Annotated in this window: 13 protein-coding genes; 6 read left to right on the top strand and 7 right to left on the bottom strand. The window is 65.5% G+C overall.

Going from position 1 to position 15,970, the window contains the following annotated elements:
• Position 1: 1 nt before the first annotated feature.
• Both NKJ09_RS06270 and NKJ09_RS06265 read right to left on the bottom strand, forming a co-directional pair.
• Positions 2-1,456 carry a sugar ABC transporter ATP-binding protein gene (locus NKJ09_RS06270; RefSeq protein WP_352762488.1) on the bottom strand — a complete coding sequence of 485 codons (1,455 nt, stop codon included), beginning with the start codon at positions 1,454-1,456 and terminating at the stop codon, positions 2-4.
• A 113-nt stretch (positions 1,457-1,569) separates the two neighbouring features.
• Positions 1,570-2,583 (bottom strand): ABC transporter substrate-binding protein, encoded by a 1,014-nt coding sequence (locus tag NKJ09_RS06265; protein WP_023721363.1) that lies wholly within the window; start codon positions 2,581-2,583, stop codon positions 1,570-1,572.
• Between the two features lie 218 nt (positions 2,584-2,801).
• Between NKJ09_RS06265 and NKJ09_RS06260 the strand changes: the two genes are divergently transcribed.
• The 6 genes from NKJ09_RS06260 (at position 2,802) to NKJ09_RS06235 (ending at position 10,447) form a co-directional block, all read left to right on the top strand.
• Positions 2,802-5,240, top strand: a complete 2,439-nt coding sequence (locus tag NKJ09_RS06260) for a glucan 1,4-alpha-glucosidase (protein WP_352762486.1) — start codon at positions 2,802-2,804, stop codon at positions 5,238-5,240.
• Positions 5,241-5,254: 14 nt separating this feature from the next.
• A complete protein-coding gene (gnd, locus tag NKJ09_RS06255; protein WP_023721366.1) occupies positions 5,255-6,271 on the top strand; it encodes a phosphogluconate dehydrogenase (NAD(+)-dependent, decarboxylating) in 1,017 nt (338 codons plus the stop codon).
• 22 nt (positions 6,272-6,293) lie between these two features.
• Positions 6,294-7,670, top strand: coding sequence for a glucose-6-phosphate dehydrogenase (gene zwf, locus NKJ09_RS06250; protein ID WP_352494084.1), 1,377 nt, complete (start codon positions 6,294-6,296; stop codon positions 7,668-7,670).
• Between the two features lie 19 nt (positions 7,671-7,689).
• Positions 7,690-8,394, top strand: a complete 705-nt coding sequence (locus tag NKJ09_RS06245) for an ROK family protein (RefSeq protein ID WP_023721368.1) — start codon at positions 7,690-7,692, stop codon at positions 8,392-8,394.
• Positions 8,395-8,558: 164 nt separating this feature from the next.
• On the top strand, positions 8,559-9,023 hold the full coding sequence (locus NKJ09_RS06240) for a Ros/MucR family transcriptional regulator (RefSeq protein ID WP_023721369.1): 465 nt from the start codon (positions 8,559-8,561) through the stop codon (positions 9,021-9,023).
• A gap of 182 nt (positions 9,024-9,205) precedes the next feature.
• Positions 9,206-10,447, top strand: a complete 1,242-nt coding sequence (locus tag NKJ09_RS06235; RefSeq protein WP_023721370.1) for an MFS transporter — start codon at positions 9,206-9,208, stop codon at positions 10,445-10,447.
• An 82-nt stretch (positions 10,448-10,529) separates the two neighbouring features.
• Here NKJ09_RS06235 and NKJ09_RS06230 read toward each other — a convergent pair whose 3' ends face one another.
• The 5 genes from NKJ09_RS06230 to NKJ09_RS06210 form a co-directional block, all read right to left on the bottom strand.
• Positions 10,530-11,246: a glutamine amidotransferase gene (locus NKJ09_RS06230; protein ID WP_352494083.1), complete on the bottom strand. Its 717-nt coding sequence runs from the start codon at positions 11,244-11,246 to the stop codon at positions 10,530-10,532.
• 19 nt (positions 11,247-11,265) lie between these two features.
• Positions 11,266-11,745, bottom strand: coding sequence for a tellurite resistance TerB family protein (locus tag NKJ09_RS06225; protein ID WP_352481012.1), 480 nt, complete (start codon positions 11,743-11,745; stop codon positions 11,266-11,268).
• Between the two features lie 39 nt (positions 11,746-11,784).
• Complete coding sequence (locus NKJ09_RS06220) at positions 11,785-13,401, bottom strand: heme biosynthesis protein HemY (RefSeq protein ID WP_352481013.1); 1,617 nt, start codon at positions 13,399-13,401, stop codon at positions 11,785-11,787.
• An 8-nt stretch (positions 13,402-13,409) separates the two neighbouring features.
• The gene (locus NKJ09_RS06215) at positions 13,410-14,915 is read right to left on the bottom strand and encodes a COG4223 family protein (RefSeq protein WP_352494082.1); all 1,506 of its coding nucleotides are present in this window, start codon (positions 14,913-14,915) and stop codon (positions 13,410-13,412) included.
• A gap of 337 nt (positions 14,916-15,252) precedes the next feature.
• A complete protein-coding gene (locus NKJ09_RS06210; protein ID WP_023721375.1) occupies positions 15,253-15,969 on the bottom strand; it encodes a uroporphyrinogen-III synthase in 717 nt (238 codons plus the stop codon).
• Between the last annotated feature and the right edge of the window lies 1 nt (position 15,970).

Here is a 15,970-nt window from a genome sequence, read left to right as displayed (position 1 = left end):
CTCAGGCCGCGTCGCCAAACGAGGACTGGATGATCTTTTCCTCCGTCAGTTCGTCGCGACGAAGGTTGGCGACGATCCGGCCGTTCTTGAACACATAGATGTGGTCGCAATTGTCGAGCTCTTCGGTTTCGGTGGTGTACCAGAGGAATGTGCGGCCATGGCGAGCTTCTTCGCGCACGAGATCGTAGACTTCGAGCTTGGTTCCGATATCGACGCCGCGCATCGGATCGTCCATCAGCACGATCTTGGCGTCGGAGCCGAGCGCCCGCGCGAACAAGGCCTTCTGCTGGTTGCCGCCGGACAGCGAGAAGATGTTGTTGTTCATGTCGGGCGTGCGGATGCCGATTTTCCGCTGCCACAGCTGGGCGAGCTCGGCTTCGCGCTGCGGCGAGATCAAGAGGCCGTTGCGCAATCGCGCCAGCGAACGGATGCCGATGTTCTCGGCGATCGACCATTGCGGAAAAATCCCGTCCGACTGGCGGTCGCCGGCAACCAGCGCCACCGGCGCGGTGACCTCGATGCCGGTCTTGGCGCGGGAAGCCGCGGCAAAGATCGCCAGCAACAGGTCGGTCTGGCCATGCCCGGCAAGTCCGGCAAGGCCGATGATCTCACCGGCACGGGCGATGAGCTCATTGCCGTCCTGCTGTCGCGCCGGCCGCGCCCGGACCCGCAGCGGACCGGGCTCCGGCTTGCCGCTCGCAATCTCTGCGGCGGCCTTCTCGCGCGCCTCCGCTCCGCCCATCGCCGTCACCAGCCTGTCGCGGTCGAAGGCGTCGGCCTGCCCGGCGGCGACCACCTTGCCGTCGCGCATCACCACGATGCGATCGGCATTTCCGAGCACTTCGCCCAGCACATGCGAGATCAGGATGCAGCTCTTGCCGGCGGCGATGAAGCGGCGCACGAACGCCAGCAGCTGGCCGGCGGTATGCGCATCGAGCGAGGATGTCGGCTCGTCGAGGATGACCAGTTCGAGCGGCTCCTGCGTGACCGTGAAGGCGCGCGCCACCTCCACCATCTGCCGGCTGGTGATGGAAAGATCGCCGACGATGTCGGATGCCGAGATGCTGTGGCCGGGGAATATCTCGTCGAGCTTGGCGGCAATCAGATGGGCGGCCTTGCGCCGCCAGCCGAAGCCATTAAGCGAGGCGTGGTTGATCCGCGTATTCTCGGCGACGCTGAGGTTCGGGCAGAGCGACAGTTCCTGGAAAACGCAACGTATGCCGAGCTGCTGTGCGCGCGGCACCGAATAACTTGCCTCGACGCCGCCGCGGACCGCGATCTGCCCGCTGTCGGGGGTAAGCGTGCCGGCCACCATATGCATGAGCGTCGACTTTCCGGCGCCGTTATGGCCGACGAGACCGACGCATTCTCCGGCACGAACGCTGAAATCGACACCGTCGAGCGCCCTGACGGCACCGAAATGTTTTTGGGCGCCGCCCAGTCTTATGATGTCCATACTGACGGCACCGAAATGTTTTTCGGCGCCGTCAGGCCTGATGATGTCTGCACTGGCCTCGGGCATCCCTCAACGATACCCGGTTATCTGTGGCGGCAACAATAGTGCCATGCTCACTTGATGTTGGCCTTGATCGCCGCGACGGCGTCTTCCTGCGTGTATTCGTGGCTGGCGACGCCGCCCTTCGGAATCTTCGGCAACGCTGCCTCGAAATCGTCCTGTGTGAAGGCGAGATAAGGAACCAGCAGGTCGTGCGGCACGTCGGTGCGGCCGTCGAGCACTTGCTGCGCCACCCAGAAGGCAAGCGTCGATACGCCTGGCGCGATCGAAGCCGACCAGGTCTGGTAACCGTCCTTTTCCTTCTGCTCTTTCCACCATTGCAACTCGTCCTGGCGATTGCCCATGATGATGGTCGGGCGCGGCTTGCCGGCGGCGGCAAAGGCCTGCGCCGCGCCGTAGCCGTCACCGCCCTGGTCGACGACACCGACCACATCCGGCAGCGACGGCAGGATCGTCGCTACGGCCTTCTGTGCCGTGGTCTGGTCCCAGTCGCCGGTCACCGAGCCGACGATCTTGAACTCGGGATGGGCGGCGACACCTTCGAGGATGCCGGCATGGATGGCATCGTCGATCGAAGTGCCGGCAAGGCCACGGATTTCCAGCAGATTGCCACCCTTGGGCTGGAACTTGGCCATCTGCTCGACTTCCTGCTTGCCCATGTCCTTGAAGTCGACGACGACGCGGTAGGCGCAGGGTTCGGTGACGATGCCATCGAAGGAGACGACGACAATGCCGGCGTCGCAGGCCTGCTTGATGGCGCCGTTGAGGGCATCCGGAGATGCCGCGTTGATGACGATCGCGTCATACCCCTGCAGGATCAGGTTCTGCACCTGGGCTGCCTGCGTCGGCACTTCCTTGTCGGCCGTCGTGAAGACGTCGGCGGCGCCGACCACCTTGTCGGCGACTGCCTTCTTGGTGACGATGCCGTAGCTGTCCAGCATCGCCTGCCGCCACGAATTGCCGGCGTAATTGTTGGAGAAAGCGATCTTCTTGCCGCTGGTATCGGCAAGCGCGGTGCCTGCGGCAAGCATCGCTGCAAGGGCTCCCAAAACGAATATTTTCTTCATGTCATACTCCTCCCGTGAGTTGCTGTCTTACTGGTGGCTAATGGCTGGCTGGTGGCTAATGGCTGATACGCTCACAATGCTGTTTTTTATCTATTATCAGACAAATGCAGATAGCCAGCAAGCTGTCAACATCAATCCATGGCCGACGATCAACTTGCGGTGCAATCATTGAAACCGGTTCGACTCCTGGTCTAGGGATGGCGATGGAGACCGATTAAATGGCAGTGAACCTTGCCCCGGGTGCACCCGGCATTCCGGCGCGCTGGACGTCGAGCGCCAAGAGCGGCGTCGGCACCGCGCTGTCGCCGGCCTGCCCGATCTGGTTCACCATCAGCCACGGTATCCTCAACGAGATCTACTATTCCCGCCTCGACAGCGCCTGCACCCGCGATCTGGGGCTGATCGTCACCGGACCCGACGGCTATTTCTCCGAAGAGAAGCGCGACGCCGAACATCGCATCGAACCCCTCGAGGACGGGGTGCCTGCCTATCGGCTGGTCAACACCGCAGCCGATGGAAGCTACCGGATCGAGAAGCGCGTCCTCACCGATCCGGAACGTCCCGTCTTGCTGCAGGAGATCATGTTCACGTCGCTCAAGGGTGCCGCCAGCGACTACCGCGTCTACGCGCTGCTGGCGCCGCACCTCGTCAATGCCGGCATGGGCAACACTGCCTGGATCGACGACTATGAAGGACAGCCTGTTCTGTTTGCATCGGGACGCGGCGTCTGCCTGGCGCTCGCCTCGTCGCGGCCGTGGAAGGCGTGCGCGGCCGGCTATGTCGGCGTCTCCGACGGCTGGCAGCAGCTTCGTCAAAGCGGCCGGCTCGATCCGGCCTGCCGCAGGGCCGAGGACGGCAATGTCGCGCTGACCGGTGAGATCGCCTTTTCGGCTGCGAACCCAAAAATGTTGCTGGCGCTGGGCTTCGGCACGACGCCGCAACAGGCGGCGGAAACTGCTTTCGCCAGCCTGAACCAAGGTTTTGGGCCCGCAGCCGGATCCTACGTCGACAAATGGCGCCAATGGCAGGCCGGATTGCTGCCGCTGGACCGGCATGCGGTGTCCGCCCTCAATCCCTACCGCCTCAGCACGGCGGTGCTGGCGACACACCGCTCGTCGACCGGAGCAGCCGTGGCCAGCCTGTCGATCCCGTGGGGCTTCAACAAGGGCGACGACGATCTCGGCGGCTATCACCTGGTCTGGCCGCGCGATCTGGTCGAAACCGCCGGCGGATTCCTCGCCGCCGGCGACCCGGCGGAAGCCTTGCGCATCCTTGGCTATCTGCGCTCGATCCAGCAGCCGGACGGCCATTGGCCGCAGAACGCCTGGCTCGACGGGTCGGTCTATTGGCCGGGCATCCAGATGGACGAGTGCGCCTTTCCGCTGCTGCTCGCCGACGCGCTGCGCCGCGCCGGGCATTTGCCGCCTGCGGTACTCTCCTCCTTCATGCCGATGATCGAGCGCGCTGCCGCCTATGTCGTACGCAACGGCCCCGTCACCGGCGAGGACCGCTGGGAGGAAGACGCCGGCTACAGCCCGTTCACGCTTGCCGTCGAGATCGCCGCGCTGCTTGCGGCTGCGGACATGTTCGATGCCGCCGGCAAAACAGAGCCGGCAAACTATCTGCGCGAAACCGCCGATATCTGGAACGATCAGATCGAGCGCTGGACCTACGTCGCCGGCACCGCCGCATGCGACGAAGCCGGCGTCGAAGGCTACTATGTCCGCATCGCCCCGCCCGACACCGCCGGCGCCGCATCGCCGAAGGACGGCTTTGTGCCGATCAAGAACCGCCCGCCCGGTGATGCGGACCGCCCAGCCGAAGCGATCGTCAGCCCGGATGCGCTGGCGCTGGTCCGCTTCGGCCTGAGGGCAGCCGACGATCCGCGCATCCTCGACACGGTCAAGGTCATCGACGCGCAATTACGCTGCGAACTGCCGCAGGGGCCGCTCTGGTACCGCTACAATGGCGACGGCTATGGCGAGCATGCCGACGGCGCACCCTTCGATGGAACCGGCCCGCGCCGGCCCAGGCCGCTGCTGGTCGGCGAGCGCGCCCATTACGAGCTGGCGGCAGGGCGCAGGGACAGTGCGGCACGCCTGCTCGCCACGTTTGAGGGCTCCGCCGGGCCGGGCGGCCTGCTGCCGGAGCAGGTCTGGGACGGTCCCGACATGCCGGAGCGCGAATTGCGGCATGGCGGCCCCTCCGGCAGCGCCAAGCCGCTGGTCTGGGCGCATTCCGAGCACATCAAGCTGCTGCGTTCGCTGCGCGACGGCGCCGTGTTCGACATGCCGCCGCAAGGCGTCAAGCGCTATATCGAGGGCAGGACGGTGTCGTGCCTCAGGGCATGGCGCTTCAACCACATGATCCGTACCGTCCCGGCAGGCAAGGCGCTGCGCATCGAACTTCTGGCCCGGGCGGTGGTTCATTGGAGCAGCGACAATTGGGCAACCGTCCATGACACCGAGACCGCCGCGAACCTTTTCGGTATCCATCTCGCAGAGTTGCCGGTTGCCGACGCCGCTCCGGGCAATAGCCCGGACAATAGCATTGTCTTCACATTCTTCTGGTCCGATGCCGGCCGTTGGGAGAATGCTGACTTTTCTGTCGGCATCGGCGATACCGCACAGCCACTAGATCATCGATCCCTCAAGTAAGGCAGGACGAGACCATGCAGATAGGAATGATGGGACTGGGCCGGATGGGCGCCAACATGGTTCGGCGCCTGTTGCGCGATGGCCACGAATGCGTCGTCTACGACATTAACCCGGCGAGCGTCGCGGCGCTTGTGACCGCCGGCGCGGTCGGAGCCGCCTCGATGGAGGAGTTCGTCGGCAAGCTGACCAAGCCGCGCAGCGCCTGGCTGATGCTGCCGGCGGCGATCACCGGCCGGATCGTCGACCAGGTGGCCGCCCTGATGGAGCCGGGCGACATCATCATCGACGGCGGCAATTCCTATTATCATGAGGCCGTCGACCACGCCGCGCGCCTGGCCTTGAAAGGCTTGAGCTATGTCGATGTCGGCACCAGCGGCGGCGTCTGGGGCCTCGAGCGCGGCTACTGCCTGATGATCGGCGGCCCCGACAGCGCGGTGCAGCATCTCGATCCGATTTTCGCAACGCTGGCGCCGGGCGCCGACGCCGCTTCGCCCGCCCCTGCCAAGGACGCCGGAACCGCTCCCTTCGGCTATCTCCACTGCGGACCGAGCGGCGCCGGCCATTTCGTCAAGATGGTCCATAACGGCATCGAATACGGCGTCATGGCCGCCTATGCCGAGGGCATGAACATCCTGAAGTCGGCGAACGCCGGCAAGCGGCAGCGCACCGCCGACGCCGAAACCAGTCCACTCGAGAACCCGCAATATTACCAGTTCGACATCGACATCGCTGAGGTGGCAGAGGTCTGGCGGCACGGCAGCGTCATCGGCTCGTGGCTGCTCGACCTGACGGCCGGCGTGCTGAAGGCCGATTCGTCGCTGACACAGTTCGGCGGGCGGGTCTCGGATTCCGGCGAAGGCCGCTGGACGCTGAAGGCGGCGATCGACACCGGCGTGCCGGCGCCGGTGCTGTCGTCGGCGCTGTTCGACAGGTTCTCCTCGCAAGGCGAGTCCGAATTCGCCGACAAGCTTCTGTCCGCCATGCGCTATGCCTTTGGCGGCCATGTCGAAAAACCCAAGGCCGGCTCGTGACGGGCGACAGGGAGGCACGCCCATGAGCCAGGAACGATCGGACACGCTGGTGCTTTTCGGCGCCACCGGCGATCTCGCCCACAAGAAGATCTTCCCCGCCCTCTACGCCATGGTGGCCAAGGGAACGCTGAACGAGCCGGTGATCGGCGTCGCCTTCGATCCTTGGGATATCGCCAAGCTGCAGGCGCGCGCCCGCGACGGCATCGTCAACGCCATCGGCAGCATCGACGAGAAGATCTTCGCAAGGCTCGCGTCGCTGCTGCGCTATGTCAGCGGCGACTACCGGGCGCCTGCGACCTTCGATAAACTGAAGACCGCGCTCGGCAGCGCACAGCGGCCGCTGCACTATCTGGCGGTGCCGCCCGCCATGTTCGAGGTCGTCGTCCAGGGACTGGAGCAGTCGGGCGCCGCCCAGGGCGCACGCCTGATGGTGGAAAAGCCGTTCGGCCATGATCTGCAATCGGCGCGCTGGCTGAACCGGGTACTGCATCTGGTCTTCGACGAAAAGTCGATCTTCCGCATCGACCATTATCTCGGCAAGGAGGCGATCCAGAACCTGCTCTATTTCCGCTTCGCCAATTCCTTCCTCGAGCCGATCTGGAACCGCAACTTCGTCGAGAGCGTGCAGATCACCATGGCCGAGGATTTCGGTGTCGAGGGCCGCGGCCGCTTCTATGACGAGGTCGGCTGCATCCGCGACGTCATCGAAAACCATCTGCTCAACATCCTCTTGCTGCTCGCCATGGAGCCGCCGGTCGGCCGCTCGGCCGACGATCTGATCGACGAGAAGGTGCAGGTGCTGCGGGCGATCCGGACGCTGACCAGGGACGATGTCGTGCGCGGCCAGTTCGACGGCTATCTCAACGAGCCGGGCGTGGCGCCGAACTCGCCGGTCGAGACCTTCGCGGCGGTGCGCTTTTTCGTCGATACCTGGCGCTGGCAAGATGTGCCGTTCTTCATCCGCGCCGGCAAATCCCTGCCGGTGCACGCCACCGAGGTCATCGTGCGGCTGAAACGGCCGCCGCTCGACGTCTTCGATCCAATCAAGCCCGGCGACTGCAATCACGTGCGCTTCCGCATCGATCCGCAGGTGGCGATCTCGATCGGAGCCCGGCGCAAGGCGCCCGGCGACGACATGGTCGGCGAGCAGGTCGAGCTCACCGCGCTCGACGATTCGAAGGGCGACATGCCGCCTTACGAGCGGTTGATCGGCGACGCTATGAACGGCAACGGCCAGCTGTTCACCCGCCAGGACGCCAGCGAGCTCGCCTGGCGCATCGTCGGCCCGGTGCTCGGCGACACCACGGCGCCCGCGATCTACGCGCCAAAGACCTGGGGGCCGACCGAAGCGATGACTGGATTCGGCCCGCCGAACGGCTGGATCAATCCATCGAAATGATTTCTGGGAGGCGAAAGCGATGGCCAAAGCGGTGAAGCGACCGGCACCCGACGCCGAAAAGATCGTGCTTGCGATCGATATCGGCGGCTCGCACGTCAAGATCCGCACCAGCGCCGGCGGCGACGAGCGCAAGACCGCTTCCGGACCGGAGCTGACGCCGCAGCAGATGGTCGCGGCGGTGAAGACGCTGGCCGAAGGGCTGCAATACGATGTCGTCTCGATGGGCTATCCGGGTCCGGTGCACCACAACCGGCCGCTCACCGAACCCGCCAATCTCGGCAAGGGCTGGGTCGGCTGCGATTTCGCCGCTGAGTTCGGCAAACCGGTGAAGGTCGTCAACGATGCGCTGATGCAGGCCGTCGGCAGCTATGAAGGCGGCCGCATGCTGTTCCTCGGCCTCGGAACCGGCCTCGGGGCCGCGATGATCGTCGACAACGTCGCCCAACCGATGGAGCTTGCCCATCTTCCCTACAAGAAGCGCGGCAGTTTCGAAGACTATGTCGGCGAACGCGGCCTGCAAAAGCGCGGCAAGAAGAAATGGCGCAAACACGTCTTTGACGTGGTCGACCGGCTTCGCGCCGCCATGCAGCCGGATTACGTGGTCATCGGCGGCGGCAATGTCGAGGAACTCGCCGACTTGCCCGCCGATTGCAGACGCGGCGACAATACACGCGCCTTCGAGGGCGGATTTCGACTGTGGCGCGACAAATCCCTGATTATCTGATATTGCTGATTGTCTGATATTATCGAGCACCGGCTCAGGGTTGTTAATCCCGCGCTGCCGTTAGTATTATTATTCAAAATAATGTGTGACGTGGTGCGGCGTCATTGCATTGCGCAGATTTGCCGACTAGGAATTTCTGCGACCCCCACGGACGGAGAAATAGATTGACCGACGACAACAACAACGCTCGCAAAGACATCGACCTGCTTGAGCTGACCGCCCATATCGTGTCCGCATATGTCGAGAAGAACCGCTTGCCGGCTTCCGGCCTCGGCGATCTCATCGCCAGCGTCAGCGCTTCCATAGGCGGGCTCGGGCAACCGGCAGTGCCGGTCGCCGCGCCGCTGACGCCTGCCGTCAATCCCAAGAAATCGGTGACGCCGGACTACATCATCTGTCTCGAGGACGGCAAGAAGTTCAAATCCTTGAAGCGCCATATCGGCGTCCATTTCGGGCTGACGCCCGACGCCTATCGCGCCAAATGGGGCCTGCCGTCCGACTACCCGATGGTCGCCCCCAACTACGCGGCCTCGCGTTCGCAGCTGGCCAAGGCAATCGGTCTCGGCCGCAAGGCCGCCCCGCCCGCGCCCGTCAAGGGCAGGGGCAGGAAGGCCAAGGCGACGGCCTAAAGCGTTCGGAGCAGGTCCGGTCGCTCCGCCAGCGGCAACGCCCGGCGGAGCGGAAATTGTTGATCCAGGCCGGATTTTTGCGCGCGCCCTGCGCTGAACTGCGCTAAAGGCTCTCTTGGCCGGACCAGCGCCCATCGTGGAAGTGCCCCGCCGGCCGACATCGCCGCCACGGGGCCTGATCCATGACCACAGAATCCCAAGTACCGCCTGACCAGCGTTATGCCGCCTTTCGCCATCGGCCGTTCCTGAGCTACTGGGCGGCGCGCTTCCTCTCGACATTCTCCACCCAGATCGTGTCGGTCGCCGTCGGCTGGCAGATCTACGATCTGACCCGCGACCCGTTCGACCTTGGGCTTGTCGGCATCGTCCAGTTCCTGCCTTCGCTGCTGCTGGTGCTGGTCACTGGCGACGTTGCCGACCGTTTTGGACGCCGCCTGATCATGGCGCTGGCGGTGCTGGTCGAGGCGGGCTGCGCTTTGGCGCTTCTGTTGCTGACGCTGCGCGGCCTCTCCGGGCCGATGCCGGTCTTCATCGTGCTCGCCATGTTCGGCATCGCGCGCGCCTTCTTCGGGCCGGCCTCGTCATCATTGTTCGCCAATCTGGTGCCGCCCGAGGATTTCGCCAACGCCATCGCCTGGAACTCGTCCGCCTGGCAGACGGCAACCATCGTCGGGCCGGTCGCCGGCGGTCTGCTCTACGGGCTTTCGGCCGAAGCCGCCTACACCACCGCGGCCGCGCTGATGCTCATCGCCGCCGTGCTGATCTTCACCATCCCGAAGCCCGCCCAGCGCAGCCGGACCGACAGACCGACGGTACGGACCCTGTTCGCCGGCTTCGGCTATATCTGGAGCGAAAAGATCGTGCTAGGCGCGATTTCGCTCGATCTGTTCGCGGTGCTCCTGTCCGGCGCCTCGGCGCTGCTGCCGGTCTATGCGCGCGATATCCTCGAACTCGGCCCATGGGGGCTCGGCCTGTTGCGCTCGGCGCCCGGCGTCGGCGCCATCTGCGTCGCCATCTGGCTGGCCGGACACCCGATCCGCAACCATGCCGGCCTTGTCATGCTCGGCTTCGTTGCGCTGTTCGGCGCGTTCACCGTCTTGTTCGGCCTCTCGACCATCACCTGGGTGTCGATCGCAGCCCTTGCCCTGCTCGGCGCCACCGACATGTTCAGCGTCTATATCCGCGAGACGCTGATCCAGCTGTGGACGCCGGACGACGTTCGCGGCCGCGTCAACGCCGTCAACCAGGTGTTTGTCGGCGCCTCCAATGAGCTCGGCGAATTCCGCGCCGGCACCATGGCCGCGCTGATCGGCACGGTTCCGGCCGTGGTGGTCGGCGGCGTCGGCGCGATCGCTGTCGCCGGTCTATGGGCGGTGCTGTTCCCACAGCTGCGCAAGGTGCGTCATCTCAGGGGGCGAAACTAAAGCGCGACGCGCTTTAGTTCGTTTGTTTGTGCATGTCGTTTTCCCAAAACCGCTGCACACTTTTGGGCGACATGCACCGACTTCACCGCAGCGCCGGCTTGCCAAAAATCATGGGCAGGAACTCGCCGAGCCAGCGCTTGAGGTGCATGTCCCAGATCAGCCGGCCACCGAGATGGTCGCGGCCGGGCTGCGCGCCGGGCAATTCGAAGCGATGGGCGCCGCGCACCACCCAGCGCTGCATCATCGCCCGGGTCAATTCGCCATGGAACTGGATGCCCCAGGCATTGTCGCCATAGCGGAAGGCCTGGTTGGGATAGGTTTCGGCCGTCGCCAAAAGTGTTGCGTCCTTCGGCAGCGAAAAGCCCTCACGATGGAACTGATAGACCATCTCCGGCCAATGCATCAGCCTGCTGCCTGCTTCAGTCGCCTTTAGCGGATACCAGCCGATTTCGACGAGGCCCTCGCCATGGCCCTCGACCCTGCCGCCGAGATGCTTGACCAGCATTTGCGCGCCGAGGCAGATGCCAAGCAGCGGCCGGTTCTCGTTGAGTGGAATTTTGAGCCAGTCGGTCTCGCGGCGGACGAACTCGTCGCCGTCATTGGCGCTCATCGGCCCGCCGAACACCACGGCGCCGGCATGGCCATCCAGCGTCTGCGGCAAGGCCTCGCCGAGCGGCGGGCGGCGGATGTCGAGATCGAAGCCTTCCTCGATAAGCATATGGCCGACCCGTCCCGAGCTCGAATGCTCCTGATGCAGCACGATCAGGATCTTTGGTCTCGGGCTTGGCTTGGGCGGCATTGGAAGGCGGGATCCTGTTCTATTCGTCGCTTGACGTTCCGGCAGCACCAGGAGCCGCGGCCGCCGCCTTGAGGCGCGCCTCGACGCGGTCGCGGCGTTCGACGCCGATCAGCTCGGCGACCCGCCAGACGGTATTGTCCTCGAGTTCGTGCAGCTCGCCATCGGCATAGACGATCTCCCACATCAGGCCGATAAAGGCCTTTCGCGCCTCGGCGTCGAGATGGCGCTTGAGCACGCTGGTAAAGGCGTAAAGGTCGATCGCCTCATTGTCGGCCCGCTCGCCGGCAGCCGCCAACGCATCGAGTTCGTCGCCGCTGATAGAATAGCTTTCCGCCAGCACCTTCTTGAACCGTTCCCATTCGGTATCCTGGCGCACGCCGTCGGCGTTCATCACGTGGAAAAGGAGGGCGGATGCGGCAACGCGCGGATCGTCGGCGCTGGCGCTGGCGCCACTACCGGACGGCAGGTCCCTTAGAAACGACAGAACGCGTTCGAACATCAAATCATTCCCAATAAGACCGGGTCCACTCGACCCGGATCAGAACAAACGAAACCGGCGCGTCGATTTACCCGCCTCGTCGTCGGGGTCGACGCCGGGGTCGTCGGGCAGCCGCGTCAACTCCTGCGCCGGCTCGACGGCTTCGGCATCGTCCGGCACCGCGGCAAACGCCGCCGCGGCGACCGGTGTCACATGATCCTCGCCGGCACGGTTTTCGGTCTCTGCTTCGGTCGCGGTGCCCGGTGTCTCGGCAGCAACCGCTGTGTGCTCGATCGCCTCGGCTGTTTCCTGTACCGGCTTGGCTGAAGCCGCAATTGCCGGCACCGATGCCTCCTGCGTATCCTCATCGCTGTCGATCAACTGGCCGAGCCGCTCCATCGGCGCTCGCCATTCGAATGCATCGAGCCTGCCGGTGATCGGCGATACCGGAGCCCAGCGGTCGGAGACGACGCCGTCGGCGACCCAGGCCGGGTCGCGCGGCGCTCTCACCGCCTTCGACAGCAACTGCCGCACCTTGCCCTGGTCGCCGGTCTCGGCCTCCTCGATATCGGCCAGCAGCAGATAGGCGCCTTCGCGGCGATCGATGCGGATGGCGGCTTCGGCCTCGCGGCGCGCGGTTGAAAAGTCCTGCGCATCGAGCGCGGCGCGCGCCACGGCAAGCGAGGCCTCGGCATGGTTCTTCTTCAGGTCCTGCAGCTTCTTTGCCCGGTTCAGCCGGTCGAGCACGGCATCGCCGGGCCTGGCATGGGTGTAGAGCTCGGCGATCTCCGGGTGCGGCTCGGCCTTCCACGCCGCCTCGAGGATTTTCGAGCCCTTGCGCACGTCGTTCAGCCGAAACAGCAATTTCGCCGCGGCGACCGCCGCCGGCGCGAAATCCGGCCGCAGCCGGTTGGCTTCGAGAGCCGCCGTCCGGGCGGCATTGGCATCGCTGTCGATCAGCGCCTGCGCCTTGGCGGTCAGCAGCACAGCGCGGCGCCGGTTAGCGGCGTCGCGCTCGATCTGCCGCGTTGACTTCTGGGCGTCGACAAGTTTCAGCGCACCATCCCAGTCGCCACGCCCGGTCAGATCTTCCAGCGTCGATTCGGCCGCCCAGGCCAGCTGCGGCGCCACCGCCGCCGCACGGCCGGCATAGTGGCGGGCTGCGTTGCGGTCGCCGAGCCGCTCGGCTTCGAGATACAGTCCGCGCAGGCCGAGCAGCCGCATTTCGGGATCGTCGAGCATGGTCTCGAACTTTTCGCGGGCGCCCTCATGGTCGCCTTCGAGCAGCGAGGCCTGCGCGTCGAGCAGCTGGATCAGCGGCTCCTGGTCGGAGCGGATCAGCTTTGCCGCTTCCTTGGTCTTCTTGCGGGCGAGCGCGCCGTCACCGGCGCCGGCGGCGATCATGCCGGTCGACAGCGCCTGATAGCCGCGGTCGCGGCGCCGCACGCGGAAATAGCGCGAGATCGTATAGGGGCTGGTCCACAGCGCCTTGACCAGCCACCAGACGATCATCACCGCGGCAACCACGGCAACGATCGCCACCGCCGCGACCATCAGGCTGACCTGGTATTGATAGCCGTTGAAGGTGACGAGCATTTCACCCGGCCGGTCGGCCAGCCAGGCGAACCCGAGCCCGAGCGCAAAGACGACGGCAAGGAAGGCGAGGATGCGGATCATCGGGTTCCTCACGCCTTCATCGCGCCAGCGATGAGTGAATCGATCTGCGTCTCGACCTCCATCCGCGCTTTCAGTTTGCCGGCAAAGTCGGCGCCGGCGGCCTTGGCCGCTTCAGGCAGCGTTTCGTATTCGCTGAGCGCCTTGGCGTAGTCGCCCTGATTGACGGCGACCTCCATGCGGGCGACGGTTTCCGGGGCGCCGGCGCCCTCGACCGCACCGATCGGCCTGACCTTGACCAGCGATTCGGCGCTCGACAGCAGCTTTTGCAGGATGCCGGCATTCTGGTCGACAGGCGTCGCGGCAGCGACCATGGCGTTGGCGGTGGCGTCCGCTTCGGCGGCGATCTCGGCGCGCGTTGGGACGCCCTTTTCGGCATAGGCGCGCAGCGTCGCGATCTCGGGTGCATCGGGTGAGATCGCGGCAAAGGTTTCGAGTTCGGTCGCGAACGGCGCACCGCGGTCGAGCGCTGCCTTGAGCGCCGAGGCGGCAATGGCCAGCGCGATCTTCGGCTGCGAAGCCTGTGCATCGACCTTGCCCGAGAGCTGTGAAACCGACTGTTCCAGCGCCGCAAGCCGGCCTTCCTGCGCCTTTGCCGTCTCGCCGGCCGATTTCACCAGCGCGTCGAGCGCGGCCAGCCTTTCGTTGAGCGGCTCGAGATCGACCGGCGCCGTGCCGCCGGCCTTGCCGAGGCCCGCGACCGCCGTCTCGATCTGCCGGACCTTGTCGCCAAGTGCGGCCAGCCTGGCATTGTCGCCGGCGCCGCCTTGCTCGACCGCCGATTTGAGCGCCGTGACGTCCGCCCTGACCTGATCCAGCGCCGACGACAGCCCGTCCACCTTGGCTGATGCGTCATTGTTGGCGTCGGCCTGTCTGAGGTCCGCGACCTCGCGTTTCAGCGAAGCGATCTCACTATTGACGGGGTCGAGCGACACGCCGCCCGACCCCGGCGCCCCGAGCAGGCCGGCAAATTGCAGCCCGCCGGCGGCGGCCAGCGCGATGACGCCGCCGACAATACCGGCGGCGATGCCGTTGATGCCGCTCCGCTTCGGCTGCGCTGCCATATGGTCGTCCCTCGTCTCAGCTGTCTTCTCGCCGGAACCTGGTATTCTCGGTTCGTTGGCCCCGGTTCCGCTGGGTGCATCTTCGAAACTGTAGTCGGAAGCCGTGAAGCGACCGACCGGCGCATCCGAACCGGCCGGATAAGGGATTTCCGCTTCCCTGGCAGAATCGGCGCCTGCGTCCGTCGGCTCTTGCGTGCCGGCCCGCGCGGCTGCGTCGGCATGTTCCCATGGTTCGAGATCGGTCTGGTCGGCATGCACCGGCTCCTCAGGCGGCTCCGGCTGCGATGCGTTCGCCGCTTCCTCGGCCCGCGCCTCGTAGGTCTGCGCCGCGGCCGGCTGCTGCGAGCTGGCATCCTGTTCGTCGGCGACTCGCGAGACGGCGCCGGGCTCGAGATCGATGGTCACCGGCTCACGGCGGCTCTTGGAATGCCGCATCTTCGGCGTCTTGACCATGCTCGGGCTCCGCAAAATTCGCTTCGGGATGGTTTGAAGGGTCTAGCACATCACCAAGCGGTGAAAAGGGGCGGCGTGATGACGCCACGGCTTGGAGTTCAGTTTTGGCAAAACGCCGCAGCGGTTTTGGGACACGGCATGCGGAACCAGAAATGAAAAACCCGCCTCGGCGGCGGGTCGTTGGGGCGAATCAGCACCATAAGTGATTTTCTAGCATAGCTGCCGGCACAAAGCAAGAACAAAATAGCTGTGTCGCGGACAATCGCCCCAGCTTAGCTGCGGAATGTTTCAGGAGCCCGCAGGAGGTATGCCAACGTCCGGAACAGGCGGATGCCGGTCAGCGCCGCGCCTGCAAAAGCCCCAGCAAGGCATCTTCGCTGGGCTCAGGCGCAATCCGGATCCTTTCGCCAGCGGCATCATCCAAGGCCGCGGCAATACGTCCCGACAATGCGAAAAAGCGCGTCTCTTCAAAAAAACCGCGCACCGCCGGCCGGCTAGCCAGGGCCTGCATCGCCATGGCCGCCTTGGCCGAATAGAGCAGCACCGCCTCGACCGGCCGGGCGGACAGGCGCGCAAGCACGGCCTCGTCGGAGTAATCCAGCACAACGGTGTCGTAGGTCTCGACGGCGCGGACCTGAGCGCCCGCCGCCTGCAGCCGCTCCTCGAAGCCCGGAAAGCGCACCCGCCCGCAGAGATAGACGATGGTCTGCCCCGCGTAACCACCAGCAAGCGCATCGGCCAGCGCCTCGGCATTCCCTGGGCCTTCGCTGACCGACAGAAACCCGGCCGCGCGGGCGGCTTCCGCCGTCTTCCTGCCGACGGTGTGGCACGGCAAGCCGGCGAGCGCCGCGATGACCTCTTTCGGCGCATGGCGAACGCCGTTGGCACTGGTGGCCGCGACCGCCGCAGCCGCATCGGCGACCGCGCCGACGTCGACGGGCAGCGCCACCGTTTCGGTCAGCGGCAGCAGGATCGGCTGAAAGCCGGCATCCGCAAGCCGGCGCGCCGTGCGCAAGGCGCCCGGTTCGGGTCTCGTCACCAGGACGCGGAGCATG

The sequence above is a fragment of the Mesorhizobium sp. M0189 genome, assembly GCF_040322135.1.
Classification (GTDB): Bacteria; Pseudomonadota; Alphaproteobacteria; order Rhizobiales; family Rhizobiaceae; genus Mesorhizobium.
This window is presented reverse-complemented; position numbering and strand designations above follow the sequence as displayed.